23 protein-coding genes are annotated in these 24,197 nt (G+C 72.9%); 10 read left to right on the forward strand and 13 right to left on the reverse strand.

From position 1 onward, the window contains the following. Positions 1-19: 19 nt before the first annotated feature. Complete coding sequence (gene dapE / locus AB0912_RS05595) at positions 20-1,099, reverse strand: succinyl-diaminopimelate desuccinylase (protein WP_366696647.1); 1,080 nt, start codon at positions 1,097-1,099, stop codon at positions 20-22. Positions 1,100-1,194: 95 nt separating this feature from the next. Between dapE and AB0912_RS05600 the strand changes: the two genes are divergently transcribed. Both AB0912_RS05600 and AB0912_RS05605 read left to right on the forward strand, forming a co-directional pair. After that, positions 1,195-2,238 carry a heavy metal transporter gene (locus tag AB0912_RS05600; RefSeq protein ID WP_366696648.1) on the forward strand — a complete coding sequence of 348 codons (1,044 nt, stop codon included), beginning with the start codon at positions 1,195-1,197 and terminating at the stop codon, positions 2,236-2,238. Positions 2,239-2,681: 443 nt separating this feature from the next. Next, positions 2,682-3,125, forward strand: coding sequence for an ATP-binding protein (locus AB0912_RS05605; protein ID WP_366696649.1), 444 nt, complete (start codon positions 2,682-2,684; stop codon positions 3,123-3,125). A gap of 119 nt (positions 3,126-3,244) precedes the next feature. Here AB0912_RS05605 and AB0912_RS05610 read toward each other — a convergent pair whose 3' ends face one another. Continuing rightward, positions 3,245-4,342, reverse strand: a complete 1,098-nt coding sequence (locus AB0912_RS05610) for a bifunctional succinyldiaminopimelate transaminase/glutamate-prephenate aminotransferase (protein WP_366696650.1) — start codon at positions 4,340-4,342, stop codon at positions 3,245-3,247. Positions 4,343-4,532: 190 nt separating this feature from the next. After that, entirely contained in the window at positions 4,533-4,853 is a 321-nt protein-coding gene (gene fdxA, locus AB0912_RS05615; protein WP_030573070.1) for a ferredoxin, read from the reverse strand. A gap of 140 nt (positions 4,854-4,993) precedes the next feature. Here fdxA and AB0912_RS05620 point away from each other — a divergent pair, with 140 nt between their 5' ends. The 5 genes from AB0912_RS05620 (at position 4,994) to AB0912_RS05640 (ending at position 10,601) form a co-directional block, all read left to right on the forward strand. Next, positions 4,994-6,037, forward strand: coding sequence for a GNAT family N-acetyltransferase (locus AB0912_RS05620; RefSeq protein ID WP_366696651.1), 1,044 nt, complete (start codon positions 4,994-4,996; stop codon positions 6,035-6,037). Positions 6,038-6,039: 2 nt separating this feature from the next. Next, positions 6,040-6,912 carry a transglutaminase-like domain-containing protein gene (locus AB0912_RS05625; protein WP_366696820.1) on the forward strand — a complete coding sequence of 291 codons (873 nt, stop codon included), beginning with the start codon at positions 6,040-6,042 and terminating at the stop codon, positions 6,910-6,912. A gap of 236 nt (positions 6,913-7,148) precedes the next feature. Further along, a complete protein-coding gene (locus tag AB0912_RS05630) occupies positions 7,149-7,559 on the forward strand; it encodes a hypothetical protein (protein WP_366696652.1) in 411 nt (136 codons plus the stop codon). Positions 7,560-7,704: 145 nt separating this feature from the next. Next, positions 7,705-8,322, forward strand: a complete 618-nt coding sequence (locus AB0912_RS05635; protein WP_366696653.1) for an ABC transporter ATP-binding protein — start codon at positions 7,705-7,707, stop codon at positions 8,320-8,322. Then, complete coding sequence (locus AB0912_RS05640) at positions 8,319-10,601, forward strand: ABC transporter permease (RefSeq protein WP_366696654.1); 2,283 nt, start codon at positions 8,319-8,321, stop codon at positions 10,599-10,601. Before AB0912_RS05635 ends, AB0912_RS05640 begins: the two co-directional genes overlap by 4 nt. 48 nt (positions 10,602-10,649) lie before the next feature. Here the strand turns inward: AB0912_RS05640 and AB0912_RS05645 are convergent, their stop codons facing one another. The 9 genes from AB0912_RS05645 to AB0912_RS05685 form a co-directional block, all read right to left on the reverse strand. Continuing rightward, a complete protein-coding gene (locus AB0912_RS05645; protein WP_366696655.1) occupies positions 10,650-11,264 on the reverse strand; it encodes a response regulator transcription factor in 615 nt (204 codons plus the stop codon). Further along, on the reverse strand, positions 11,261-12,484 hold the full coding sequence (locus tag AB0912_RS05650; RefSeq protein WP_366696821.1) for a sensor histidine kinase: 1,224 nt from the start codon (positions 12,482-12,484) through the stop codon (positions 11,261-11,263). The genes AB0912_RS05645 and AB0912_RS05650 overlap by 4 nt, the downstream gene beginning before the upstream one ends. 5 nt (positions 12,485-12,489) lie before the next feature. Then, positions 12,490-13,230: an ABC transporter permease gene (locus AB0912_RS05655; RefSeq protein ID WP_366696656.1), complete on the reverse strand. Its 741-nt coding sequence runs from the start codon at positions 13,228-13,230 to the stop codon at positions 12,490-12,492. Then, positions 13,227-14,183 (reverse strand): ABC transporter ATP-binding protein, encoded by a 957-nt coding sequence (locus AB0912_RS05660; protein ID WP_366696657.1) that lies wholly within the window; start codon positions 14,181-14,183, stop codon positions 13,227-13,229. Before AB0912_RS05660 ends, AB0912_RS05655 begins: the two co-directional genes overlap by 4 nt. A gap of 336 nt (positions 14,184-14,519) precedes the next feature. After that, positions 14,520-16,991: a hypothetical protein gene (locus tag AB0912_RS05665; protein ID WP_366696658.1), complete on the reverse strand. Its 2,472-nt coding sequence runs from the start codon at positions 16,989-16,991 to the stop codon at positions 14,520-14,522. A gap of 160 nt (positions 16,992-17,151) precedes the next feature. Next, a complete protein-coding gene (locus AB0912_RS05670) occupies positions 17,152-17,589 on the reverse strand; it encodes a DUF6113 family protein (RefSeq protein ID WP_366696659.1) in 438 nt (145 codons plus the stop codon). Positions 17,590-17,635: 46 nt separating this feature from the next. Then, positions 17,636-18,556 carry an N-acetyl-1-D-myo-inositol-2-amino-2-deoxy-alpha-D-glucopyranoside deacetylase gene (mshB, locus tag AB0912_RS05675; RefSeq protein WP_366696660.1) on the reverse strand — a complete coding sequence of 307 codons (921 nt, stop codon included), beginning with the start codon at positions 18,554-18,556 and terminating at the stop codon, positions 17,636-17,638. 147 nt (positions 18,557-18,703) lie between these two features. Then, positions 18,704-19,663: a helix-turn-helix domain-containing protein gene (locus tag AB0912_RS05680; RefSeq protein WP_366696661.1), complete on the reverse strand. Its 960-nt coding sequence runs from the start codon at positions 19,661-19,663 to the stop codon at positions 18,704-18,706. Positions 19,664-19,862: 199 nt separating this feature from the next. Then, the gene (locus tag AB0912_RS05685) at positions 19,863-20,348 is read right to left on the reverse strand and encodes an ATP-binding protein (RefSeq protein WP_366696662.1); all 486 of its coding nucleotides are present in this window, start codon (positions 20,346-20,348) and stop codon (positions 19,863-19,865) included. Positions 20,349-20,503: 155 nt separating this feature from the next. On the opposite strand from AB0912_RS05685, the gene AB0912_RS05690 reads away from it, so the two are divergent. Together AB0912_RS05690 and AB0912_RS05695 are read left to right on the forward strand one after the other, a co-directional pair. After that, positions 20,504-21,376: a helix-turn-helix transcriptional regulator gene (locus AB0912_RS05690; RefSeq protein ID WP_366696663.1), complete on the forward strand. Its 873-nt coding sequence runs from the start codon at positions 20,504-20,506 to the stop codon at positions 21,374-21,376. Then, on the forward strand, positions 21,373-21,582 hold the full coding sequence (locus tag AB0912_RS05695) for a DUF397 domain-containing protein (RefSeq protein ID WP_366696664.1): 210 nt from the start codon (positions 21,373-21,375) through the stop codon (positions 21,580-21,582). The genes AB0912_RS05690 and AB0912_RS05695 overlap by 4 nt, the downstream gene beginning before the upstream one ends. 12 nt (positions 21,583-21,594) lie before the next feature. Here AB0912_RS05695 and AB0912_RS05700 read toward each other — a convergent pair whose 3' ends face one another. Beyond that, positions 21,595-21,789, reverse strand: a complete 195-nt coding sequence (locus AB0912_RS05700) for a hypothetical protein (RefSeq protein ID WP_366696665.1) — start codon at positions 21,787-21,789, stop codon at positions 21,595-21,597. 208 nt (positions 21,790-21,997) lie between these two features. Here AB0912_RS05700 and AB0912_RS05705 point away from each other — a divergent pair, with 208 nt between their 5' ends. Further along, entirely contained in the window at positions 21,998-24,127 is a 2,130-nt protein-coding gene (locus tag AB0912_RS05705; protein WP_366696666.1) for a prolyl oligopeptidase family serine peptidase, read from the forward strand. The last annotated feature ends 70 nt before the right edge of the window (positions 24,128-24,197 follow it).

The raw sequence follows: 24,197 nt of genomic DNA on the forward strand, positions 1-24,197 counted from the left end.
GCTCAGGCGCTCAGGCGGCTCAGGCGGTGAGCCAGGCGCGCAGCCGCTCCTCGCCCGCGAGGATCTTGGCCGTCTCCACCCGCTCGTCCCGCTTGTGCGCCAGATGCGGGTTGCCCGGGCCGTAGTTGACGGCCGGGACGCCGAGGCCGCTGAAGCGGGAGACGTCGGTCCAGCCGTACTTGGGCTGCGGCGTGCCGCCGACGGCCTCGATGAACGCGGCGGCGGCCGGGTGGGAGAGGCCGGGCAGGGCGGCGCCGCTGTGGTCGTCCACGACGAACTCGTCCACACCGCAGTCGGCGAAGACCTGGCGGACGTGCTCGATCGCCTCCTCCTCGGTGCGGTCGGGCGCGTAGCGGAAGTTGACGGTGACCACGCACTCGTCGGGGATGACGTTCCCGGCGACCCCGCCGGAGATGCCCACCGCGTTCAGTCCCTCGCGGTACTCCAGGCCGTCGATCACCGGGTAGCGCGGCTCGTACGCGGCGAGCGCGGCGAGGATCGGGGAGGCCGCGTGGATCGCGTTCGAGCCCATCCAGCTCCGCGCGGAGTGGGCGCGCTCGCCCCGGGTCTTGAGCAGCACCCGCAGCGTGCCCTGGCAGCCGCCCTCGACCTGCCCGTCGGAGGGTTCGAGGAGGACCGCGAAGTCGCCCTCCAGCCAGTCCGGGTGGGCCTCGGCGACGTGCTTCAGGCCGTTCAGCTCGGCCGCCACCTCTTCGTTGTCGTAGAAGACGAAGGTGAGGTCCCGGTTGGGCTCGGGGACGGTGGCCGCGATCCTGAGCTGGACCGCCACGCCCGACTTCATGTCGCAGGTGCCGCAGCCCCACAGCACGCCGTCTTCGTCGAGCCGGGAGGGCACGTTGCCGGCGATCGGCACCGTGTCGATGTGACCGGCCAGCACGACCCGCTCGGCGCGGCCGAGGTTCGTGCGCGCCACGACGTTGTTGCCGTACCGCTCGACCGTCAGGTGCGGCAACGCGCTCAGCGCGGCCTCGACGGCGTCCGCGAGGGGCTTCTCGTCGCCGCTCTCCGAGGGGAAGTCCACGAGCCGCGCGGTGAGCCGGGCGGCGTCCAGGGTGAGGTCAAGGGAGGTGTCGGCCATGGCGTCGACCCTAGCGCGAGGCGCCGGTGCGGCTTTCCCCGCAGTTGTCCACAGCCTCAGGAGGTGCCGACAGGGACCTCCAGTACCTTGTACGCGTGTCCGAGCCGTCTCCCACCCCCGCCCGGCGTCCGCGCCGCCGACTGCTCCGCTTCGGAGGGGCCGTCGTGGTCCTGCTCGCGCTCGCGGGCTATCTCTGCGTGCAGTACCTCACGGGCGGTACGGGCGCGCCCCGGTGCCGTGTCGTGTCCGGGAAGGGCGACGGCGCGTCGTACGAGTTCAGCCCCGAGCAGGCGGTGAACGCGGCGACGATCTCGGCGATCGGCACCTCCCGGGGCATGCCCGAGCGCGCGGTGGCGATCGCGCTCGCGACGGCGCTCCAGGAGTCGGGGCTGCGCAACATCCGGCACGGCGACCGCGACTCCCTCGGCCTGTTCCAGCAGCGGCCCTCGCAGGGCTGGGGCACACCGGCCCAGATCATGGACCCGGCGTACGCGGCGGGCATCTTCTACGAGCATCTGGCGAAGGTGCCCGGCTACTCGCGGCTGCCGCTCACGGTCGCCGCGCAGCGGGTGCAGCGCAGCGGCTTCCCGCAGGCGTACGCCAAGCACGAACCGGACGCGACGCTGCTCGCCGCCGCGCTCACCGGGCGCGCCGCCGCCACGCTGACCTGCGAGGGTCGGCCGGACGCGACACCGCCGGGCGGCGCGGACGCGGTACGGAGCGCGCTCGCCCGGGACTTCGGGCGGGACGTCCTCCAGGAGGCGGGCGCGACCGTCGGCTCCGAGGGGGTCCCGGCCTCGCCGCAGCCCTCGTCCAGCCCGGCCGCTTCCGCCGGACCCCCCTCGCCCTCGGCCTCCCCCTCGCCCTCGGCCTCCCCTTCGGCCTCGGGGGCGTCCGGCGGCCGGACCGTGACGGTGCCGGTGCGCGAGGGGGCAACCGCCGGGACGGGGACGCTCCGGCGCGGCTGGGAGCTGGCGCACTGGGCGGTGGCCAACTCCTCGGCGCTGCACATCGAGCGGGTGTCGTACGCGGGCCGGGAGTGGACCGCGGGGCGGTCCGAGGGCTCGTGGCACACGACCGACGCGAAGGGCGGTTCGGGCAAGGCCGCGTCCGAGGTGCGCATCCTCACCGGGGAGTAGACCGGGCGAGAGTACGGCTGGTGGGCCCGCCAGGAGTACGGCCACGGGACCCGGCGGGAGTACGGCCACGGGACCCGGCGGGAGTACGGCCACGGGACCGGGCGGGAGTACGGGTCCTCACCCGTGCGGGGGACCCCGGCCGGGGGCGGCCGGTGTTTTCGCGCGGTCTTCCGCCCGCCTGCCCGGCGTTCCGCGAAATCCCTTGAGAACAAAGGGCCGTAAGGATTCGCCAGACGCCCACGACGGACTCCGTTTGCCCGTTTTTATCCACAACCGATTATGCGACGCATTACCAACTCTTTACGTCGGGTCACCGCAACCTTCGGGGGCTTCGAGCGGTAGTCACTGCGTCCGAGCCCGGAACGATCACCGGCCAGCCGCCTGCGGCCGGTTCTTCGGACCCGGCCGGGCAGTTCACCGTTTTCTCCCGTCTAAGGAGCATCATGTCCCTCCCCCTGACCCGCCGGATCGCCCGTGTCGCGCTGCTCATCGCGGCGGGAGCGGCGCCCGTGGTCGGTGCGGCCGGCTCCGCCGGCGCGGCGACCGCACTGCCGGCCACCCCCGACCTCGGCGGGCTGACCGCTCTGGACGGGGCGAACGTCGGCAAGACCGTCGACGGGGCGACGCAGAGCGTCACCGGGAAGGCCGGCAAGTCCGGTGGTGACGCGGTCAAGAAGGCGGTGCCCGCCGCGGGCAAGACCGGCGGCAAGGTCGCCAAGACCGTGACGCCCGCCGCGCAGAAGGTCGCCGGGGACACGGCCGGCCAGGCCGGCGGTCTGCTCGGTGAGACCGCGAAGACCGCGACCGGCGGCCTGCCGACGGACGCCGTGACCAAGGGCGGCCTGCCGGCCGGCCAGCTCCCCCTGAAGGGCCTGCCGCTCGGCTAGTTCGCCGGTCAGGCCACGCCGCACGACAAACGGGGGTCCCGGGAACTCGCTTCCCGGGACTCCCGTTTTCACTGAGCCGAACCATATCGCCGAGCGGACCGTCCCCGACCCTCCGGCGCTCAGGCGGTGAGGCGTTCCACCGCGGCGGCCACGCGCTCGTCGGAGGCGGTGAGCGCCACGCGCACGAACCTCTCGCCGGCCTCCCCGTAGAAGTCGCCCGGGGCCACCAGGATGCCCAGGCCGGCGAGGTGGGCCACCGTCGACCAGCAGGACTCGTCGCGGGTGGCCCACAGGTACAGGCTCGCCTCGCTGTGCTCGATACGGAAGCCGTGGCCGACCAGGGCGTCGCGCAGGGCGGTACGGCGGGCCGCGTAGCGCTCGCGCTGTTCGCGCACGTGGGCGTCGTCCCCGAGGGCGGCGACCACGGCGGCCTGGGTCGGCGCGGAGGTCATCATGCCGCCGTGCTTGCGGATCTCCAGCAGCTCGCCGAGGACGGCGGGGTCGCCCGCGAGGAACGCGGCGCGGTATCCGGCCAGGTTGGAGCGCTTGGACAGGGAGTGGACCGAGACGATGCCCTCGTAGGAGCCGCCGCAGACGTCCGGGTGCAGGACGGAGACCGGGTCGGCCTCCCAGCCCAGTTCGAGGTAGCACTCGTCGGAGAAGACGAGGACACCGTGCTCACGGGCCCAGGCGACGGTCCGGGTCAGCTCGGCGGCGGAGAGGACCTTGCCGGTCGGGTTCGACGGCGAGTTCAGCCACAGGAGCTTCAGGTCCGTCGGGTCCAGTTCGGTGGGGTCGTCGTAGGCGACGGAGCCGGCCCGGGCGAGCCGCGCGCCGACCTCGTACGTCGGGTAGGCGAGGCGCGGGTAGCCGACCTTGTCGCCGGGGCCGAGGCCGAGCTGGGTGGGCAGCCAGGCGACGAGTTCCTTGGAGCCGACGACCGGCAGGACGTGGCGGTGGGTGACGTCCCGGGCGCCGAGCCGTCGCTCCACCCAGCCGGTGAGCGCGTCCCGCAGCTCGGGCGTGCCCCACACCGTGGGATAGCCGGGCGAGTCCGCGGCGGCGACCAGAGCCTTCTGGATCAGCTCGGGCACCGGGTCGACCGGCGTGCCGACGGACAGGTCGACGATGCCGCCCGGGTGAGCTGCGGCGGTCGCCTTGTAGGGCTCCAGCTTGTCCCAGGGGAAGGTGGGAAGCCGGTCGGAGACTGCGGACACGGGATCGGGCTCACTTTCTCGTACGTACGGACCGTCGCCCGGCCCCGCCGCCCGGGCCATCGCCGGGCCGGCCGGAGAACGGCAAACGCCTCGGCCCCGTACGGCGATCGGAGCGATCGGGGCCGTACGGGACCGAGGCGGCGCTCCTGGAGCTACCGCCGGGGACACCCCCGCGGTCCGCTCACCGGTGCTACTGGTTCTGCGGCGGAAGGGCTGCGATGAAGGCGTGGTCGCGCTCGATCAGGCCGAGCTTGCTGGCGCCGCCGGGCGAGCCCAGCTCGTCGAAGAACTCGACGTTCGCCTTGTAGTAGTCCTTCCACTCCTCCGGAGTGTCGTCCTCGTAGAAGATCGCCTCGACCGGGCACACCGGCTCACAGGCTCCGCAGTCGACGCATTCGTCCGGGTGGATGTACAAGGACCGGGAGCCCTCGTAGATGCAGTCGACCGGGCACTCCTCGATGCACGCCTTGTCCTTGACGTCGACACAAGGCTGCGCGATGACGTAGGTCACGCTGTCGTTCCTCCTCGATAGGGCGCTGGCGGGCCTCCGTAGGCTCCGCCGCCTGGCGCGCGGGAGCGCGGCGTCGTCGATGCCCGCCCCTAGTATCTCCGTTCTTGGGCATGATCCGAACAGGAGGGGTGAACAGACCTGTGGAAATCTCTGCCTCCGGCCGGCTTGAGGTCCGAATCACCGCTGCTGACGTGGGGAAACGCGTCTCGGTCCGACGGATGACCGACGATGGAGACACGGTGGAGAAGTTCACCGATACGGTCGGTGTTCTCACATCATGGGACAACGGTGTGCTGCTGATCACACGAAGGACCGGTGAGCGGGTCCGGATCGCGGAGTCGGCGCTGGTCGCGGGCAAGGTCGTGCCGTCCGCCCCGGCGCGGCGGCGCGGGCCCGCCGCCTCGTACGAGGAGCTGGCGCGGGTCGCGGCGCGGGCCTGGCGGCCGGTGGAGAGCGAGCGGCTCGGCGACTGGGAGCTGCGGGCCGCCGCCGGGTTCACCCGGCGCGCCAACTCCGTGCTGCCGCTTGGCGAGCCGGGCGTGCCGCTGGACGAGGCACTGGCCGTCGTACGCGACTGGTACGCCGGCCGGGGCCTTCCCGCGTATCTCCAGACCAGCACCGGTGCCGAGGGCACGCAGGAACTGCTGTGCGCGGAGCTGGACAAGCGCGGCTGGGTGAACGAGGTGACGGCCGAGCTGTGGACCGGCGCCCTCGCCCCGCTCGCGGACCGTGAGACCGCCGGGACGCCCGGGGTGCTGCTGTCCCGGACGGCGGACGCGGCGTGGCTCGGCCGCTACCAGCGCAAGGGTGTCGGCGAGGTGGCGCTGAAGGTGCTGGGCAGCGGGCCCTCGGTGTGGTTCGCGACGGTGCCGGGTGCGCGGGGTGAGCCTCCGGCCGCGATCGGGCGGTGTGTGGTGGACGGCCGCTGGGCCGGTTTCGCCGCGGTGGAGGTGGCTCCGGAACACCGGCGCCGGGGCCTCGCGACCGCCGTGATGACCGCGCTGGCCGACCGCGCCCTGACGGAGGGCGCGTCGGCGGCCTGGCTCCAGGTGGAGGCGGACAACGCGCCGGCCCGCGCGATGTACGCGGGGCTGGGGTTCGCCCCGCATCACGCGTATCACCACTATCGGGGGCCGGCGGGGCCCGGCACCTGCGCCCCGGCCGAGACGCCTCGACCGGCGTGAGCATGAAGGGGTACGAACCCGCCATGTCCTCTCCCCAGCCGCCGGAGCCGGAGCGGGCCGCCGAGGTGCGGCGGCGGTTCGCCGAGGAGGCCCGGGCCGAGCGGCCGGATCTCGCGCTGCTGTGTCTGCTGGTGGGGGCCGCGGGGGACGGCACGCTGACGGAGGCGGGGATCGACGCGGCGCAGATCGGGCTGGACGAGCTGGCGGGCCGGCTGCCGTTCCGCCCGGGCGGGCCGCGCGCGTGGGCCACCGCGCTGGCCGAACTGCTCGGTGGGCGCTGCGGGTTCGGGGGTTCGCCGGGTGACTACCAGCGGCTGGAGTCGTCCCTGCTGCACGCGGTGCTGCGGCGGCGGCGCGGGCTGCCCATCCTGCTCTCCGTGGTGTGGATGGAGGTCGCCCGGCGGGCCGGCGCGCCGGTCTACGGGGTCGCGCTGCCCGGTCACTTCGTGGTGGGCTTCGGGCCGCCCGAGGAGCAGGTGCTCGCCGATCCCTTCGACGGCGGGCGGGTGCTGGCCGGGGCGGACGCGGAACTCCTCGTCGCGGGCGCGACCGGCGCCCCGCTGGACCCCTCGATGCTCTCCCCCGCCGACCCGCTGGACGTGGTGCTGCGGGTCCTGAACAACATCCGCGCCTGGTCGGCCGCCCGCCCGGAACGCTCCGACGTGGCCCTGTGGGCGGTGGACCTCTCCCTCCTCCTCCCCTCCCACCCGGCCCGCCTCCGCTACGAGCACGCCCAACTCCTGATCCAGCGCGGCGACTTCCTGACCGGCGCGGCCGAACTCGACGCCTACGCGGACGTGGTGTCGGCGGTGGACGAACCAGCCGCCACCCGAGTCCGCCAACAGGCCCTGGCGGCCCGCGCGATGCTCAACTGACGAACGGTAGGGCGACGACAGAACACCGCCGCCGGTTGCCTCCCGAAAGAACATCTTCCAGTCAAGCCCGTGCAAGATCCCAGAAAAGCAATTGGCTCGACAACGACGCCTCCCGTCGACAAATCACCAATATCCCTCCGAACAGCGCCTTTTCGCTCGACTACCTCTTGTTACTCTCCGCCACGGCTCTGAACGCAACATGACCACCAGGGCCGACAAACAACGGGAGAAAACAAGTGCGGAAGTTGGCAGTAGGGATCCTGGCGGCCGGTCTGTTCGCGACCGGCGCCGGAACGGCGTTCGCGAGTTCGTGGCACACCATTCCGAAACTCACCACGGGTGGCGCCGAGTTCAACTCCGGCCAGTACACGTTCTGGCCCGCCGGCACGAACCACGGCGCCTTCGAGTGGAAGGGCAAGCTCAAGGACGCCGACAACGGTGACGGACACAACGTGTACACGCAGGTCCGTGTAGAGGGCTACAGCTGGAGCCGCTACAACGGGAAGCAGAAGAAGACCGTCCCGCAGGACTACCTCAACTGGAGCGGCGACGAGCGCTACACGTCCGACGCGTACATACGCGTCTGCCGCGACCGGGGATCGCTGCACCCCGACAACTGCTCCGTGACCAAGCACTACCGCCGGTAGGCAGTACACCGCACGACAGTGGGCCCAGGGGGGCGTCCCTGGGCCCGTTCGCTTCTTGGGGGAAGCCATCAGCAGCTCGGAATTCCATGCCCCGGAGGTTCTCTCGGCCACGGGAGTCGATCTCCTCTACGGGGATCAACTTGCCGTGCGAGGGGCCCGGTTCTCAGTGGGGCGGGGGGAGGTCGTGGCCGTCACCGGGCAGAGTGGGTCGGGGAAGTCCTCGCTTCTGTACTGTCTGGCCGGCGTGCTGCCCGTCGCGCGGGGCGAGGTGCGGTTCGAGGGACGGGCGCTCGGCGAGCTGAGCGACGACGAGGTCAGCACCCTGCGCCGGGAGCGGTTCGGATTCGTCTTTCAGTACGGCGAGTTGCTCCCCGAGCTGACCGTCGAGGAGAACACCGCGCTGCCGTTGCGGCTGGCGGGTCGGCGTAAGGGACCGGCTCTGGCCGCCGCCGGTGAGGTGCTGGAGCGGCTCGGGCTCGGCGGCCTGCGCGAGCGGCGGCCCTCGCAGGTGTCGGGCGGCCAGAGCCAGCGCGTCGCCGTCGCCCGGGCCCTCGTGCACCGTCCGGCCGTCGTCTTCGCCGACGAACCCACCGGCTCGCTCGACAGTGCCAACGCCTCCGCGGTGCTCGCGGAGTTCCTCGGTCTGGCCCGTTCGCAGGGCACCGCGGTCGTCCTCGTCACCCACGATCCGGCGGTGGCCGCGCAGGCCGACCGGCGCTACTCGATGGCCGACGGAGCCCTGTCCCCCGAGGAGCCGGTGTGAAGGAGTTTCTGCTCGGGGTGCGGCTGTTGCTCGGGGCCGGGCGCGGTAACCGGGTCCGTTTCCTGTTGATGGCCGTGGGCGGCTCGCTCGGGGTGTGCTGTCTCGCGCTGGTTCTGACCATCCCGGCGATCCTGTCCGCGCACGACGGACGCGCCGCCGCCCGCGAGCCCACCACGTCCTCGCACGCCCCCTCGGCCCGCTCGACCCTGGTCCTGGAGCGTTCGGACCCGCACGGTTCGAAGGCCTTCACCCGCGTCTTCGTCGCCCGGGGCGCGGAGGTGCCCGCCGTGCCGCCCGGTCTGCGTGAACTCCCGCGTCCGGGCGAGGTGTTCGTCTCGCCCCGGGTGCACGCCCTGCTGCGCGAGGAGCCCGCCCTCAAGGGACTGCTGCCGGGCCGCGAGAAGGCCCTGATCGGCGCCGCCGGACTGACCGACCCGGACGAGCTGTACGCGTACGTCGGCACGACCCGGGCCCAACTCGGCGGCAGGGCACGCGTCCTGACGGGTTTCGGCTACGGCTACGCGCCGATCCCGGCGGTCGATCCGTCCACCCTGACCATCCTGCGGTTCGCGCTGGCCACCATCGTCCTGCTGCCGCTCGGCGTCTTCCTCTCGGTCTGCGCCCGGCTCTCCGCCGCCAGCCGCACCCGACGGCTGGCCGCCCTGCGCCTGCTCGGGCTGAGCGTGAAGGGCACGCAGCGGGTCAACGCGGCCGAGACGGTGATCGCCTCGCTGGCCGGCGCCGTCCTGGGCCTGGGCGAGTACCTGGTCCTCAACCAGGTGATGTCCCGGACCGGGCTGCCCCGGCTGCGGTGGTACCCGGGGGACGGCGCGCTCTCCCCGTCGACCGTGGCCGTCTGTCTGATCGGCTGTCCGGCGCTCGCCTGGTTCGTCGGACGGGCGAGTGCCCGCGGCGCGGCGGCCAACCCGCTCGCCGTCCGCCGCACCGCCCTGCCCAAGGCCCCGTCGCGCTGGGGCGGCCTGCTGCTGGTCGCCGGTCTCGGCGTCGTGTCCGGCTACTGCGCGACCGGCCTCACGGACCACCCCGCCTCCAGCGACGGCCCGGCGGCCCTGCTCGTCCCGGCCGGTGTGCTGCTGACCGGCGCCGGTCTGGTCCTGACCCTGCCCGTGCTGTCGTACGCGCTCGCCCGCAAGGTCGCGGGGGCCACCCGGTCGCTCACCCTGAACCTGGCGATGCGCCGCAACGAGGTGGAACCGGGCAGCACCCTGCGCGTGGTCACCGGCCTGGTGCTCCTCGTGTACGCGGCCTCGCTCGCCCAGGGCATCCTGATCGAGGAGAACCAGGTCACCCGGCCCGACAGCCCCGCCCAGGACTACTCCATCGCCCTGTCGGGGCTCACCCACGCCCGGCAGCGGGCCCTCGCCGACGTGCCGGGCGTCCGCGCCCACGCGCTGACGATGGACTCGTGGGTCCCCCTCGACGGCGGCTCGCGGATCGAGCCCCAGGTCACCGCGCTCGTCGCCACCTGCGCCCAGCTACGGCGGTTCGTCGAGCACGCGACGGGCTGTGTGGACGGCAGGGTGCTGCGGCTCGTCGACCCAAACACCGCCACGGACCCCGGCGTGCGCCCCGGCGCCGTCTTCCCCTTCCGGCTCCGTAAGGACGGCGTGCGGTCCACGCTGTCCGTCACCCTCCCGCCCGGCCGTGTCGTCTACGGCGTCCACGACCCCTCGGCGGTCGGCGGCGCGGCCGTGCTCGTCCCGCCCTCCCGGCTGCCGGCGGGCGCCCGCCCGGAGTCGGCCCGTTACGTCCTGACGGGCAGCTCCGATCCGGGCGCCGTCCGCCGGGTGCTCGACGGCATCGGCGCCGCCGCCCCGACCGCCGACGTCGATCCCATCGGCGTCAACATCGACGGCCTCCAGCAGATCGGCGTCATCGAGACGCTGCTCGGCCTCGGCATGGTGATGGGCCTGGTCATCGGCCTCGCCGCGTTCCTGGTCTCGGTCACGGACCGTGCCGTCGAACGCCGGGCGCACATCACCGCCCTGACACTGATCGGGGCGCGGGCCAGGACACTGCGGGCCGTGCAGTGCGTCCAGGTCGTCCTGCCGCTCGCGATCGGGCTCGCCCTGGCGCTGGTGGCGGGCCGGCTCGCGGAGTCCAGCTATCTCGTCACGGGCGGCGGCGAAATCTTCTGGGACACCGCGGGCCTGCCGCTGCTGGGGCTCGCCGCCCTCGGTGTGGTGGCGGCGGCCGTGCTGGGGACGCTGCCACTGGTGGGCCGGGGCATCAACCCCGAGCTGATCAGACGGGATTGACCCCGGCCCGGCACGAGGCGCGGCCGTGAGCGACCCGGTGCCGCGTTCTCACAGCCATCCCTTCTCCCGGGCCGTGCGCACCGCCTCCGCCCGGTTGCGGACCGCGAGTTTCTGGATGGCGGTGGAGAGGTAGTTGCGGACCGTGCCCTGGGACAGGTGCAGGGTCTTGGCGAGTTCGGCGTTGGTGGAGCCGTCGGCGGCGGCGCGGAGGATCTCGCGTTCGCGGTCGGTGAGCGGGTTGGCGCCCTCGGCGAGCGCGGCGGCGGCCAGCGTCGGGTCGATGACCCGCTCGCCGCAGAGCACCTTGCGGACGGCGGCGGCGAGTTGGGCCGCCGGGGCGTCCTTGACGAGAAACGCGTCGGCGCCGGACTCCATCGCGCTGCGCAGATAACCGGGGCGCCCGAAGGTGGTGAGGATGAGCAACTTGACGCCGGGCAGCTCCCGGTGGACCTCGGCCGCCGCCTCGATGCCCGTCATGCCCGGCATCTCGATGTCCAGCAGCGCCACGTCCACCTCGTGGGCGCGGGCCGCCGCCAGCACCTCGTCACCCCGGGCCACCTGCGCGACCACGTCGATGTCCGGCTCCAGTCCCAGCAGGGCGGCCAGCGCCTCGCGGACCATCGACTGGTCCTCGGCGAGCAGGACCTTGATCGTGCGGCTCATGCACCGGATCCTACGGCGTCGTCCGCCGGGTCCACAGGGGCCGGGTCGCCGGTGAGCGGGGCCCGCGCGACCAGCCGGAACCCGCGCCGGCCGCCGCCCGCCTCCAGTGATCCGCCCGCCTTCTCCAGGCGTTCGGTCAGCCCCGTCAGCCCGTTGCCGTGGACACCGGCCGGGGAGCCGCCCGAGCCGTCGTCCTCCACCGACAGTTCGAGCACGGGCCCGTCCAGGGTCTGGCGGCGGACCAGCTCCACCGTGCAGCGCCGGGCGCCGCTGTGCCGTACGACATTGGTGACCGCCTCGCGCAGCGACCAGGCGAGCGCCGACTCGCTCTCCTCGGACACCCCGTGCAGGTCGGGTTCGGCCGGCAGCTCGGCGATGACACCGGCCGCCGTCAACGCGACCTGCGCGCCCGCCAGTTCACCGGCCAGCCGGGGCCGCCGGTAGCCGGTGACCGCCTCCCGGACGTCGACCAGGGCCTGTCGGCTGACCTGCTCGATGTCGGCGACCTGACGGGCCGCCTTGTCGGGGTGGTCGGGGAGCATCCGCCCGGCCAGCTCGCTCTTCAGCGTGATCAGCGAAAGCGAGTGGCCGAGCAGGTCGTGCAGATCGCGGGCCAGCCGCAACCGCTCCTCGTTGGCGGCGAGTTGGGCGACGGTGGCACGCGCCCGGCGCAGCTCGATCGTCGTCCGCACGAGCTGGCGCACGCCGGTCATCGCGAAGCCGATCAGGACGACCAGGAGGATCAGGTCCCGGGCGTCCTTCTCCCCGGCGCGCAGGCCGACGAGGAGCATCACGACGGCGGTCAGCGGGATCGTCCAGTACGACATGCGCAGCGGGAACGCGGTCCCGCAGGCCACCGAGACGTACACGAACAGGCCGAGCCAGGACGGGCCGAGGGTGAGGCAGAGGACCACGGCGAGCGCGGCGAGGACCAGGACCATGACGGACACGGTCACCAGGCGCGCGGAGGCACTGCCCATGTTCCGGAAGACCAGGGTCAGATAGACGGCGACGAAGGCCGCGAGACCCGCCCAGCCGGCCACGGTGGCCGGTGTGGTGTGGTCGCCGGAGACGAGGTCGTGGACCGGCGAGCTGAGGAACACCAGCCAGATGACGATCCACACCGACTTGCGCAGGGCCTCGCGGAGGTCGCGGGGGGACTCCCCCATCCGCAGCAGCCGTTCCGTCCGGGCGGGGCCGGGCAGCGGGTCTTCCGTCATGGCGCTCACGCCTTCAGCGTGTCCTTCCGGTACAGCCACGCCGCGCCGCCCGCGAAGAGGGCGAAGTAGACGGCGAGGAGGGCGATGTCCTTCGCGTGCGGGGCGCTGCCCAGTTCGATGGCCTGCCCCAGGGCAGCGTACGCGTGCGTGGGCAGCCAGTTCGCGATGTTCTGGAGCCAGTGGGGGAAGGTCGTCGAGGGGATCCACAGGCCGCCGAGCATCGACAGGCCGAAGTAGACGATCATCGTGATCGGGCGGACCGCGTCACCGCTCGCCATGTATCCGATGGCGACGCCGAGCGCGGCGAACACGAAGCTGCCGGCCCAGATCACGCCGGTGAGCGCGAGCCACTGCCAGGCGTCCAGCCGTACGTCCTTCACCGCCGCGGCGACGACGAAGACGATGACGATCGACGGCAGGCTGACCACGGCGGCGCTCGCGGTCTTGGCGAGGACATAGCCGCGGCCGGGCAGTGTGGTGAGCCTCAACTGCCGTACCCAGCCGCTCTCCCGCTCCTTCGCGATGCGCTCGCTGTTGCCCATGAGCACGGCGGTCAGGGCGCCGAAGGAGGCCATGGCGACCATGAAGAAGGTCGGCAGGGTGAGGCCGGTGCCCTCCACCTTGGTGGTGCTGTCCGCGTTGCCCGCGATCAGCAGGAACAGCGCCGAGGGGTAGATGACCGAGAAGAACAGGAACTTGCGGTTGCGCAGGGCGCGGGTGATCTCCAGCTTGATCAGACTGTTCACTTGGTGGTCGCCTCCTCGGCGGCGGTGCGGTGGGCCTCTTCGGCCGCGGTGATGGCGACGAAGGCCTGTTCGAGGCCGAGGCCGGCGACTTCGAGGTTGCGGGGGTAGACCCCGAGTCCGTACAGCGCGTGGACGGTGGCGTCGGCGTCGGCGGACTGGATGCGGACGGTCTGTCCGGACACGTCGATCGAGGTGAGGTGGGGCAGCGCGCGCAGCGGGGCCTCGTCAATGGGGCCCTCCAGGTCGAAGGCGACCCGGCGGGCGCCCGCCCTGGCCTTGATCTCGGCGGCGGTGCCGTCGGCCAGCAGCCGCCCCCGGTGCAGCACGAGGACGCGGTCCGCTATGGCGTCGGCCTCCTCCAGGTAGTGCGTGGCGAACAGGACCGTGCGGCCCTGGTCGGCCTGCTCGCGCATGGTGGCCCAGAAGGCCTGACGGGCGGTCACGTCCATGCCGGTGGTCGGCTCGTCCAGGACGATCAGGTCGCTGTCGCCGGCCGTGGCGAGGGCGAAGCGGACGCGCTGTTCCTGGCCGCCCGAGAGCTTGTTGACCTTGCGGTCGGCGATCGGGGTGATGCCGGCGCGGGCGAGGACGTCCGTCACCCGGTAGGGGCGGGGGTGCAGGTCGCAGGCGAGCCTGACCAGCTCGCCGACCGTGACCTCGTCCATCAGGCCGCCGCTCTGCAGCATGGCGCCCACCCGGCCGGCGACGATCGCCTCGCGCGGGCTGGTCCCGAACACCCGGACCGAGCCGCTGTCGGCGACCTTCAGGCCCAGCAGCAGGTCGAGGGTGGTCGACTTCCCCGCGCCGTTCGGACCCAGCAGGGCGACCGTCTCGCCCGGGTGCAGGTCGAGCGTCAGGGCGTCCACGGCCCGGACGTCCCCGTAGCTCTTGGTCACCGATTCGAACCCGACCACCGAGGTCGTGGCCGCCGTCGCAGTCGCAGTGGTTGTCATGCCGTCCATCCTGGCCGCGACGGAACGCGGGCGGCAGTGCGGTGTGTCCTCGGTCGCCCATGACAGATGTCATGTCGGCGCTCGCCGACGCCGTATCGCGGGCGGCCGTCGCCACCGCGCGTGATGTACGGACTGCGTGCGATGTACGGACTGCGTGCGATGTGCGGTCTGCGCGCTATGCGCAGAGTGCGCGTGATGCACCGACTGCGCGCGATGCGCAGAGTGCGCGCGAGGTACGGACCGCGCGCGACGCACGGCGAGAGGGCGTCCCGCCGGGATGGACCCGGCCGGACGCCCTCTCCGTGTGCTGTGTTGATCGTCTCCCGCGAGCCGCCGCTAGCTGGGGTCGGTCGGGATGGTCACGATGCGCTCCGCGGGCGTCTTCCCGACCAGCGCGCGGCCGACGGCGGACGCCACTTCCTCGGGGCTGACGGGCTTCTTGCTGCCGTCGCCCTTGGTGACCGTGACGCCGTCGAAGGCGCCGCCGTAGAGCGCCTTGAGCGCGTCGAGGTCGTAGTGCTCGACCAGCTTGCCGTTGACCGGCTGGACGCTCAGGAACTTCCAGATGGACTTCTGCGGGCTGAAGGAGATGGTGTGGACCGCGTCCGTGCGGACGGTGATGTTCGCGGACATGGCGGGCGTCGCGAAGGACGCCATCTTCTGGTCCACCGTCTCCTTCGACACCGTCGGCTGACGGGTCGTCGTGGCGACCCGCACCGGGGTGGTGGTGCCGGTCTCCACCTGGGCGCGGTACGCGTTCTCGACGGCCTGTATCGAGGGCGTGATGTCGATGCCCTTGCCGGCCTTGCCGTAGACGGGAACGGCCTTGCCGGGCTGGAACTTGATCGTGCCCTCGCTCGCCGAACCCGCCCCGCTGGCGGCGCGTTCCAGGGCGGCCTGGAGCTTCTCCTCGTCCACCGGCATCTCGGGCTCCACCACCCGCTGGCGGCCGAAGAGCGAGCCGATCACGGAGACCGGGTTGTAGTCGCTGCCGGCGGCGGCGCGGACGGTGGCCTGCGCGTCGAGCTGGAGTCCGGCCTGGTCGGGCTTGAGGGAGACGGTGTCCCCGTCGACGGCCAGCTTGAGCGGCTTGTTCGTACGGTCGCCGAGGGCGTCGTCGAGCTTCTTGACGGCGTCGTCGCGGGTGCCGCCGCCGATGTCGACGCCGAGCACGGTGGTGCCCTTGGGCACGTCCGAGTGGTTCATGAGCAGGCCCGCGCCGTAGGCGCCACCGGCCAGCACCACGACGAGTCCGCCGAGGAGCGGGATCTTGCTGCGGCCCTTCTTCTTGGCGGGCTTGGCCGACTTGGCTCCGGCGGGCGGCTGCCGGACCGGCTCGGGGAGCTTCGGCGGGGTGTGCGGCAGCGGTCCGTCGGGGTGCGAGCCGGGCCCGAACGGGGAGTTCTGGCCGGGGGTGACGACGGGGATGCCGCTGGTCAGGGTGTGCCCGGAGACGTTGTCCGCGGGGGCGCCGTAGCCGCCGGGGCCCGGGTCGGGGGCGGGCTTCTGCGGGGTGAGGATCGCGGTGTCGTCGCTCAGGCCACCACTCAGGCCACCGCCCGGACCGGTGCCGAGGCCTGGACCGGTGGAACCGGTGGGACCGGTGCCGAGGCCCGGGCCGGTGCCCGGGCCCGCGCCGGGGCCCGGGTAGCCCGCGCCCGCCGCCGGGTTCTGGCTCGGGTTCCCGTTCCCGCCCGGGTTGCGGCCCGGGTTCTGGTTCGGGTTGCCGGGACCGGAGACGGGTCCGGTGCCGGGGGTCGCGGCCAGGCTGCCGGGCGCGGCGCCCGGTCCGGCCGGGGGCACCAGCGGGCCGTCGCCGGTGACCGGACCGCCGGTCGCGCCGGACGGGCCGCCCTGGCCCTCGGAGAAGTACGGGAGGTCGTCGCGGCGCGGCTCACCGGAGGCACCAGGCCCACCGGAACCGTCCGCCCCGCCCCCACCGGGTCCACCGGGTCCACCGGGTCCACCGGAGGAGCCGACGGCCGGGAACGAGCCCGTGTCGCGCAGCGCGCCGGAGACGTCGAAGGACCCCGTGCCGCCGCCGTGGCCGGGAGCAACGGGTCCGGCGCCGGTGGCACCGGGCAGCCCGGCGCCGTTCGTGCCGCCGCCGTTCATACCGCTGCCGTTCGCGCCGCCGGGGCGTCCGCCGGTGATGCCGAGCGGGTTCGCGCCGTTGGAGGGCGCCGGGCGGCCGGTGCCGGGCCGGTTGCCCGAAGGCCCGCCCTGGCTCGCGGGGCCGGAGGCGCCGGCCGGGCCGGCGGGGGCCGAACCGCCGGGCAGGCCCGCGCCGTTGGACGAGCCGCCGCCCTGGCCGCCCTTGGGCGTACCGGACTTGCGGGGCGCGAACCAGTCGCTGGTCTTCTCCTCGGCCCCGCCGACCTGCTCCCCGGCCTGCGGAGACGCCGGGGCCGGTACGGAGGGGGCCGTCGTGGTGGTGGCCGCCGCGGGGCCGCCCTTGGGCGAACTCGCGCCACGGGACGGCAGGGCGGCGCCGGTGTTCGCGGCTCCGGGGTGCGCGGCGCCGGTGTTCGCGGCGTCGCCGCCCTCGGCGGGCGCGTCGGAGTCCGCGACCGGGGTGCGGACGACCACGGGCGGGATGGGCCGCGATCCGGGGATGTTGATCCGGATCCGGGTCGTCAGAGTGGTCTCGGTCTTGCGCTCCTCCGGCGGCTTGCCGGTGGCCGAACGGCCCGCGTCGGCACCGCTCTCGGAAGCCGTGGGGGTCCCGTACGGCGGCGTCCCCGACGGGTACGCGGCTCCACCGCGGCCGTTGGGCCCGGAGGACGAACTGTCAGTTTCACGACTCAAGGCAGGTTCTCCCGGTTGGCTCCGCCGCCCGTTTCCTCGACCTCATCTCGGGCAGCTCGGCGGCGCGCACAACCATACTGGCCGTGTGCGGCGCGCAAACCTCGCCCGATGGGGAAACTCGCACGGGACCCGCACCCGACCGATACGGCGAAGTAGTACGTCATTTACCAAGTCGGGCACCGGCGGCGCCCGGTTGCCGCCCCTGGCCCAGGGTGGCGCACATCACAGCGACGGCCATGCCTCCGAGCAGAAAGAGGTAGGAGCCGATCCCGGCGCCGAAGAGGAAGTCCCCTTCCGGGCGACTGGCGGTGAGCAGGACGACGGCGACCATCCAGCCGGCGGCGGGCGCGACGGCGCCGGCACGGGAGCCGGTGGCCCGGGAGCCGCCCAGGAACAGTCCGGCCGCGCCCACGAGCGCGAGCAGCAGACCGAGCGGGAACCAGCCGGCCTGCACCAGCGCTCCGGCGGCGCCGACGACCGCGCCGAGCAGGAAAAGCCCCAGGTAGGCGGCGAGCCGTCCGCCCGAGGGGCGCGTCAATGGCTGCGCGAGCACGCTGCCGCCCCCGCCGACGCCGCCACGCTGTCCCGTCGTACTCATCACAGTCCCGTCCCTGTCCGGCTGATGCTCACCACGCGTACGTCCGTCATCCAATGCCCTCGCCATTCCTCTTGATCCCCTCGATGCCCTCGATGCCCTCGAAGAGGTCCGTCTCGCGCTCGGCGGGGCGCGGGGCGTTCACCAATTGGTAGTACTCGGTGGTGAAGACGGGTTGTGCGAGGTCGTTCGAGAGCGCGAACCAGGGGCCGTCCACGGTGATCTGGGTGGTGTGGGCCCGCATCGCGGCGACCTTGGCGGCGGCGTAGGCGGTGCCGTCGATGGCGGTGGTGATCAGTGTCTCGTCTACGACGCCCGGTACGTCCTCGATGTCGGCGGCGCGTTCGAACGGCAGCTCGGGGAGCGCGGCGCGGAGCCGGGCGAAGGCCTCTTCGGCGACCGGCCGGGGCATCCGGTTCCAGTAGGTCTTGGTGATCCGCCAGGCGGCGCCGAGGTCGGGGCGGTGGGCGGGGTCGGCGGCCAGTTCGGCGGCGCGGGTGGCGACGCGGTGGGCCTGGATGTGGTCGGGGTGCCCGTATCCCCCGTCGGGGTCGTAGGTGACGAGGACCTGGGGGCGTACCTCGCGGACGACCTCCACGAGGCAGTCGGCGGCCTCGTCCAGGTCGGCGGACCAGAAGGCGCCGGGGCGGTGGTTCTGTTCGACGCCCATCATCCCGGAGTCGCGGAACCGCCCGGGGCCGCCGAGGAAGCGGTGGTCGTGGACGCCGAGTTCCTTCATGGCGGCGGCCAGCTCCCCGACGCGGTACGGGCCGAGGCCGCCCTCGCGGTCGGCGGCGAGGTGGGCGAGCCCGGCCGGAATGACCTCGCCCTCCTCACCGAGGGTGCAGGTAACCAACGTCACGTGGGCGCCCTCGGCCGCGTAGCGGGCCATGGTGGCGCCGTTGTTGATCGACTCGTCGTCGGGATGCGCGTGCACGAGGAGCAGACGCCGGTCGGGCAGTTCCGTCATGGTGCCAGCCTACGAGGCAGGGCCGAGCACGGGCACGGCCAGGCGCCCTCGTCCACGCCGAGGGCGCACTCCCCGCCGAGGGCGCGCTCCCCTTCCCACGTCACGGCGAACCGCCTTCAGCGCCTCGTCCAGAACGGGGGCGGGAGATCAGGCGGCACTTCCGGAGGCCGGGCGGCAGTCTCGGCAGAGGCCGGGGGTGGGGGACCGGAAGGCGCGGTCGCAGCCGTCGCAGGTCTGGAGCGGGTGCCGGACGGGCGGCGGCGATGCCGGGGTGCGGAACGGAGGCGGCGGGGGCAACTGCGCCGCGAGCCGGTGGGCCAGGAGCGCTGCCGGGCGCCTGAGTCCTTCCGGTGGCAGGTCCCTGGTCAGGGCCAGGGTTACCGACCCGGCGCTGACGTCCCGCTCCAGCCAGGCGGCGACGCCCGGGGCCAGGTGCTCCGTGTCGTTCGCCGACAGCAGCAGGCGGGGGTCGTGGTGGTGGAGGCCGGCGAGCAGGTCGGTGGCGGTCTGGAGGAGCGCGGGGGCCGCGCGGGCCGCGCGGGGCACCTCGGGGAGAGACGCCCGGGGCGCCCGCGCAGTACCCCGCTCGTGCCGCTCACGCCGGTCGGGCGTGACCGGGCGCGGGACGGGGTGCGGGGGCGGGGGCGCCGCCGGGAGGATGCGGGCGGGGTACCCGGAAGCGGGCCCGCCCCGACGCGCGGGTGCCTCTTCCCCGGCTCGGTGGCCCGGCTGGTTGCAGGAGACCGTGCGGGTGACGATCCGGCCGCCGGGGACGCGTTCGCGGGTGCGCCGGAGGTAGCCGTGGGCTTCGAGTTCGCGCAGGGCCGCGGCGATCCGGGTCGCGCCCTCCGGAAAGCGGGCCGCCAAAGTCCTGATGTCGACGGGCGCACCGGCGGGAAGGGACTGGATGTGGACGCCGAGTCCGATCGCGAGCCCGGACAGTTCCGGGTGCTGGGCGAGGTGGTTGCCGATCACCGTGAAACGGGCGGTGTGCCGGGTGTTGTCGTGGATGACACCACCGGCCCGTGCGGGGTGCCGGTTCGGGTGCTTGTTGGCGGCAATACGGGACCGGGCGCGCGGGGGCGCGCTAAGGTTTTCAGTGTCCATCAGGAAGGCCCTAACTTCCTCGGTGGTCAGGCCCTCGCCCAGGGATTGCAGTCCCGGCGAGGGCCGTCGCATGTCTGCTGTTGTGTTGCGCCGAGCGTAGGGCACTCAACAGCCCCCGAATCCAGCCGAGTCGGTGATGTTCACTCGCCCGAGTGAGTTTGCGCCGGGGGCGGGAGGGGTGGGGCTTGGCCGGGTCCTTTCACCCTCGTGTGCCTTGGGAAAGACCGCGCCCGGCACCGCAGCACGAGGGGGCGGGTTCCGGTGGCAGGTGGATCTCCGCCCACACGGTCTTACGGGGGTACGGACCCGGGGTGACCCCCCAGCGGTCGGCCAGCGCGTCCACGAGCACCAGCCCCCGCCCGCCCTCGGCGTCTCCCGCCGGGTCCCGCGTCTCCGGGAGCCGGTCGCCCCGGGTGTCGGTGACCTCGATCCGCAGGGTGCCGCCGACGACGTAGAGCGTGAGCCGGAAGTCACGGCCCGGGACCCGTCCGTGGGTCGCCGCGTTGGCCGCGAGTTCCGCGACGACGTGCGGGGCCCGGTCCAGGGGCAGCCCCCAGGCGCGCAGTTGCTCGGTGGCGAGCAGCCGGGCGAGGCGGGCGCCGCGCGGGGTCGGTGACAGCAGGACGCTGGAGTTCCTGACGGGTCCTGCGAGCTGGGCCTCGGGGTCGGCGATTTCTCGGTTCACATCACTCAGCGTGGCCGCGCGCACCTACCGTGAACAGTGACGACGCCGGTACGTACGGTCACTGTCCGGAGCTTGTCCGGTCGTGTCCGGGCTGTCCAGAACCGTCGTACGGGTAGGGCGCGTTGGGACATGGCGGTACGACGGAGGGGTGCGGGATGTCGGTCGACGACGTGAAGCGACTCAAGAGCGAGGCGGACGAGCCGGGTTGGGAGGTCGACCCGGACGACGACTGGGGCATCGCCGTGATCGCCACCGTGGGGCGGCAGCTGAGGCTGCGCCGGGAGGCGGTGGGGATGCGGGCGGCCGAGTTCGGGGAGGCGGTCGGCTACGGGGAGGACATGGTCTACAAGATCGAGGGCGGGAAGAGGATCCCGCGTCCCGAGTATCTGGACATGGCGGACGGGGTCCTCGACGCGGGCGGACTGATCTCGGCGATGAAGGAGGACGTGGCGAAGGTCCGGTACCCGAAGAAGGTTCGGGACTTGGCGAAGATGGAGGGGCAGGCGGTCGAGATCGGGGTGTACGAATGCAACATCATCCCGGGGCTGTTGCAGATACCCGAGCATGCGCACGCCTTGATCGAGGCAGCGCAGCCGCCGTACTCACCGGACAACGTGGAACGCATGGTCGCGGCCCGTCTGGCCCGGCGGTCGGTCTTCGAACGTGACCCGGCCCCTGCCATCAGCTTTGTACTGGAAGAGGCGCCGCTCCGACGGGAAGTGGGAGGCACAATGGCGTGGAGGCAGCAGCTCGAACGCCTGCTGGAGGTGGGCCAGTTGCGCAACGTCACACTTCAGGTGATGCCGACGCGGAGCGATGTCCACCCGGGGCTGGACGGCAGGATCGAGCTGCTGAAATTCGCGGACGGCACCGCCGTAGGCCGAGCCGACGGCGTCTTCAACGGCCGTCCGACCTCTAATCCGAGGCAGCTCCACACCATTGAGCTGCAATATGGCACCATCCGGGCTCAGGCGCTCCCGCCACGGGAGACAGCGGCCTTCATCGCGCAACTGCTGGGAGAGACATGATCCGCAAGACGGACGCCGGGAACGCCTCCGAACTGGCCTGGTTCAAGAGCAGCCACAGTGGTGGCACCAACGGCGAATCCTGCGTCGAGGTCGCCGCCACGCCTGGCATCGTCCACGTCCGCGACTCCAAGGACACCGCCGGCCCCCGGCTCACCGTGACACCCGGGGCCTGGGCCGGCTTCGTGGCGTACGCGGCCGAGGGCTGACCTGGCGGGCGGTCAGAACTTGATGCTGCCGATCATCCCCGCGATGTTCGTCGTCAGGTCGTTGATCGTGGGGGCGATCGTCGAGGAGGCGAGGTAGAAGCCGAGCAGGACACACACCAAGGCGTGGGCGGCCTTCAGTCCTGACTTCTTCACCAGGATGAAGACGATGATCGCCAGCAGCACCACCGCCGAAATCGAAAGTGCCACGGCGGCTCACCTCCAAAGTTCCCAGGGACCAGGGGGGTTGTACGGAGGACATGCAGATCCCCGCACGAGGGTTCGTACGGGGTCGGTACGTCCGAACAGCAGCCAGCAGGTTCCTACCCACGCAGCGCTAGTGATCATAACTATCCGTACGCGCGCATCGATCGGCGCACGGCCGCACAAGGGGGCGCATGGCCAATATGGTCGGGCCATGACGAACGAGCCTCTGTCCTTCCCCCGCCGGCACGCCCGCACGCAGCGGTTCACCTCCGGAGCGCCCCGCGCGTTCACCGTCTCGCCGGACGGTTCCCGCGTGGTGTTCCTGCGCTCCTCGTCCGGCACGGACCGGGCGCACCACCTGTGGGTCCTCGACGTGGCGGAGAACCGCGAGAGGCCCGCGGCGGACCCCGGCGCGCTGCTCGGCGGGGCCACGGAGCGGCTTCCGGCGGCCGAGCGGGCGCGCCGTGAGCGCAGTCGCGAGGGCGGTGCGGGCATCGTCGGATATGCCACCGACATGGCCGTCGAGCTGGCCTCTTTCACTCTTTCGGGGCGGCTGTTCACGGCGGAGCTGCGGGCCGGGACGGCGCGCGAGATCCGGGTGCCGGGGCCGGTGATCGATCCCCGCCCGTCCCCCGACGGACGGCTCGTGGCGTATGTCGCCGGGGGCGCCCTGCGGGTCGTCGGGGCGGACGGCGAGGACGACCGGGCGCTCGCGGAGCCGGAGCCGGCGGCGGGCGCGGGGTCGGTTTCCTATGGTCTGGCCGAGTTCGTCGCGGCCGAGGAAATGGGGCGTTCGCGCGGTTTCTGGTGGTCTCCCGAGAGCGACCGGCTGCTGGTCGCGCGGATCGACGACTCGCCCGTACGGCGCTGGTGGATCGCGGATCCGGCGCGCCCGGAGACCGAGCCGCAGCGGGTGCCGTACCCGGCGGCGGGCACCGCCAACGCGGAGGTACGGCTCTTCGTCCTCGGGCTGGACGGGGAGCGCGCGGAGGTCTCCTGGGACCGCGCCCGATACCCGTATCTGGCGCATGTGCACTGGTCAGCGGCGGGAGCACCGCTGATCCTCGTACAGGCGCGCGACCAGCGCAGTCAGCTCTTCCTGGCGGTGGACCCGGACTCCGGGTCGACCCGGATGGTGCACGCCGACGAAGATCCAGTTTGGCTTGATCTTTTCCCCGGGGTGCCCTGCTGGAGCCCCGGCGGACAGCTCGTGCGGATCGCCGACGAGGGCGGCGCGCGCGTCCTGGCGTTCGGTGAACGCCCGCTGACCGGCGCGCAGTTGCACGTCCGGGCGGTCCTCGACGTGTCGGCCGACGACGTGCTGGTCGCGGCCTCGGCGGGCGAGGCGGCGGCCGAGCCGGAGACCGGCGAGGTGCACGTGTACCGGGTGAACGAGCTGGGCGTGGAGCGCCTTTCGCAGGAGCCCGGCGTGCACTCGGCGGTGCGCGCCGGGGGCGTGACCGTGCTCGTCTCCTCGGCGCTGGACCGGCCGGGCGCCCGGGTCCAGGTGCTGCGCGGCGCCAAGAACCCGGTGACCATCACCTCATACGCTGAAGATCCCGGTTTGTCCCCGCGCGTGACGCTCACGCAGGGGGGCGCACGGAAAATCCCATGCGCCGTGCTTATGCCGACCGACTACGACGGCGACAATCCCCTGCCCGTCCTGCTGGACCCCTACGGCGGTCCGCACGGCCCCCGGGTGGTGGCCGCGCACAACGCGCACCTGACCTCGCAGTGGTTCGCCGACCAGGGATTCGCGGTGGTCGTCGCGGACGGCCGGGGCACCCCGGGCCGCTCCCCCGCCTGGGAGAAGGCGATCCGCGACGACTTCACGCTCTCCCTCGACGACCAGGTCGAGGCGCTCCGGTCACTCGCGGAACGGTTCCCGCTCGACCTGTCCCGGGTGGCGATCCGCGGCTGGTCCTACGGCGGCTACCTCGCGGGGCTCGCCGTGCTACGCCGCCCGGACGTCTTCCACGCGGGCATCGCCGGCGCCCCGGTCACGGACTGGCGGCTGTACGACACCCACTACACGGAGCGCTACCTCGGTGACCCGGCCGCCAACCCGGCCGCGTACGCGGGGAGTTCGCTCGTCACCGACGAGGGGCTGTCCGCGCCCGCCGAGCCGCACCGCCCGCTGATGATCGTGCACGGCCTCGCGGACGACAACGTGGTGGCGGCGCACACCCTGCGGCTGTCCTCGGCCCTGCTGGCCGCCGGCCGCCCGCACGAGGTGCTTCCCCTGTCGGGCGTCACCCACATGACCCCTCAGGAAACGGTGGCCGAGAACCTGCTCCTGCTCCAGGTCGACTTCCTCAAGCGTTCGCTCGGCCTGAGCTGAGCAAAGACCCCTCCAAGGATCACCGCGACCAGCGGTCGAGCAGCCCCGCCGAGGCGTCAGCCGGCTCCGC

It is taken from the genome of Streptomyces sp. NPDC007084 (genome assembly GCF_040703595.1).
Lineage (GTDB): Bacteria > Actinomycetota > Actinomycetes > Streptomycetales > Streptomycetaceae > Streptomyces.

Bases quoted from the DNA above. Each gene is read 5' to 3' on its own strand.
- dapE (WP_366696647.1), bottom strand. From the start codon at position 1,099: ATGGCCGACACCTCCCTTGACCTCACCCTGGACGCCGCCCGGCTCACC.
- AB0912_RS05605 (WP_366696649.1), top strand. From the start codon at position 2,682: ATGTCCCTCCCCCTGACCCGCCGGATCGCCCGTGTCGCGCTGCTCATC.
- AB0912_RS05625 (WP_366696820.1), top strand. From the start codon at position 6,040: ATGAAGGGGTACGAACCCGCCATGTCCTCTCCCCAGCCGCCGGAGCCG.
- AB0912_RS05645 (WP_366696655.1), bottom strand. From the start codon at position 11,264: ATGAGCCGCACGATCAAGGTCCTGCTCGCCGAGGACCAGTCGATGGTC.
- AB0912_RS05650 (WP_366696821.1), bottom strand. From the start codon at position 12,484: ATGACGGAAGACCCGCTGCCCGGCCCCGCCCGGACGGAACGGCTGCTG.
- AB0912_RS05660 (WP_366696657.1), bottom strand. From the start codon at position 14,183: ATGACAACCACTGCGACTGCGACGGCGGCCACGACCTCGGTGGTCGGG.
- AB0912_RS05670 (WP_366696659.1), bottom strand. From the start codon at position 17,589: ATGAGTACGACGGGACAGCGTGGCGGCGTCGGCGGGGGCGGCAGCGTG.
- mshB (WP_366696660.1), bottom strand. From the start codon at position 18,556: ATGACGGAACTGCCCGACCGGCGTCTGCTCCTCGTGCACGCGCATCCC.
- AB0912_RS05680 (WP_366696661.1), bottom strand. From the start codon at position 19,663: ATGGACACTGAAAACCTTAGCGCGCCCCCGCGCGCCCGGTCCCGTATT.
- AB0912_RS05690 (WP_366696663.1), top strand. From the start codon at position 20,504: ATGTCGGTCGACGACGTGAAGCGACTCAAGAGCGAGGCGGACGAGCCG.
- AB0912_RS05695 (WP_366696664.1), top strand. From the start codon at position 21,373: ATGATCCGCAAGACGGACGCCGGGAACGCCTCCGAACTGGCCTGGTTC.
- AB0912_RS05705 (WP_366696666.1), top strand. From the start codon at position 21,998: ATGACGAACGAGCCTCTGTCCTTCCCCCGCCGGCACGCCCGCACGCAG.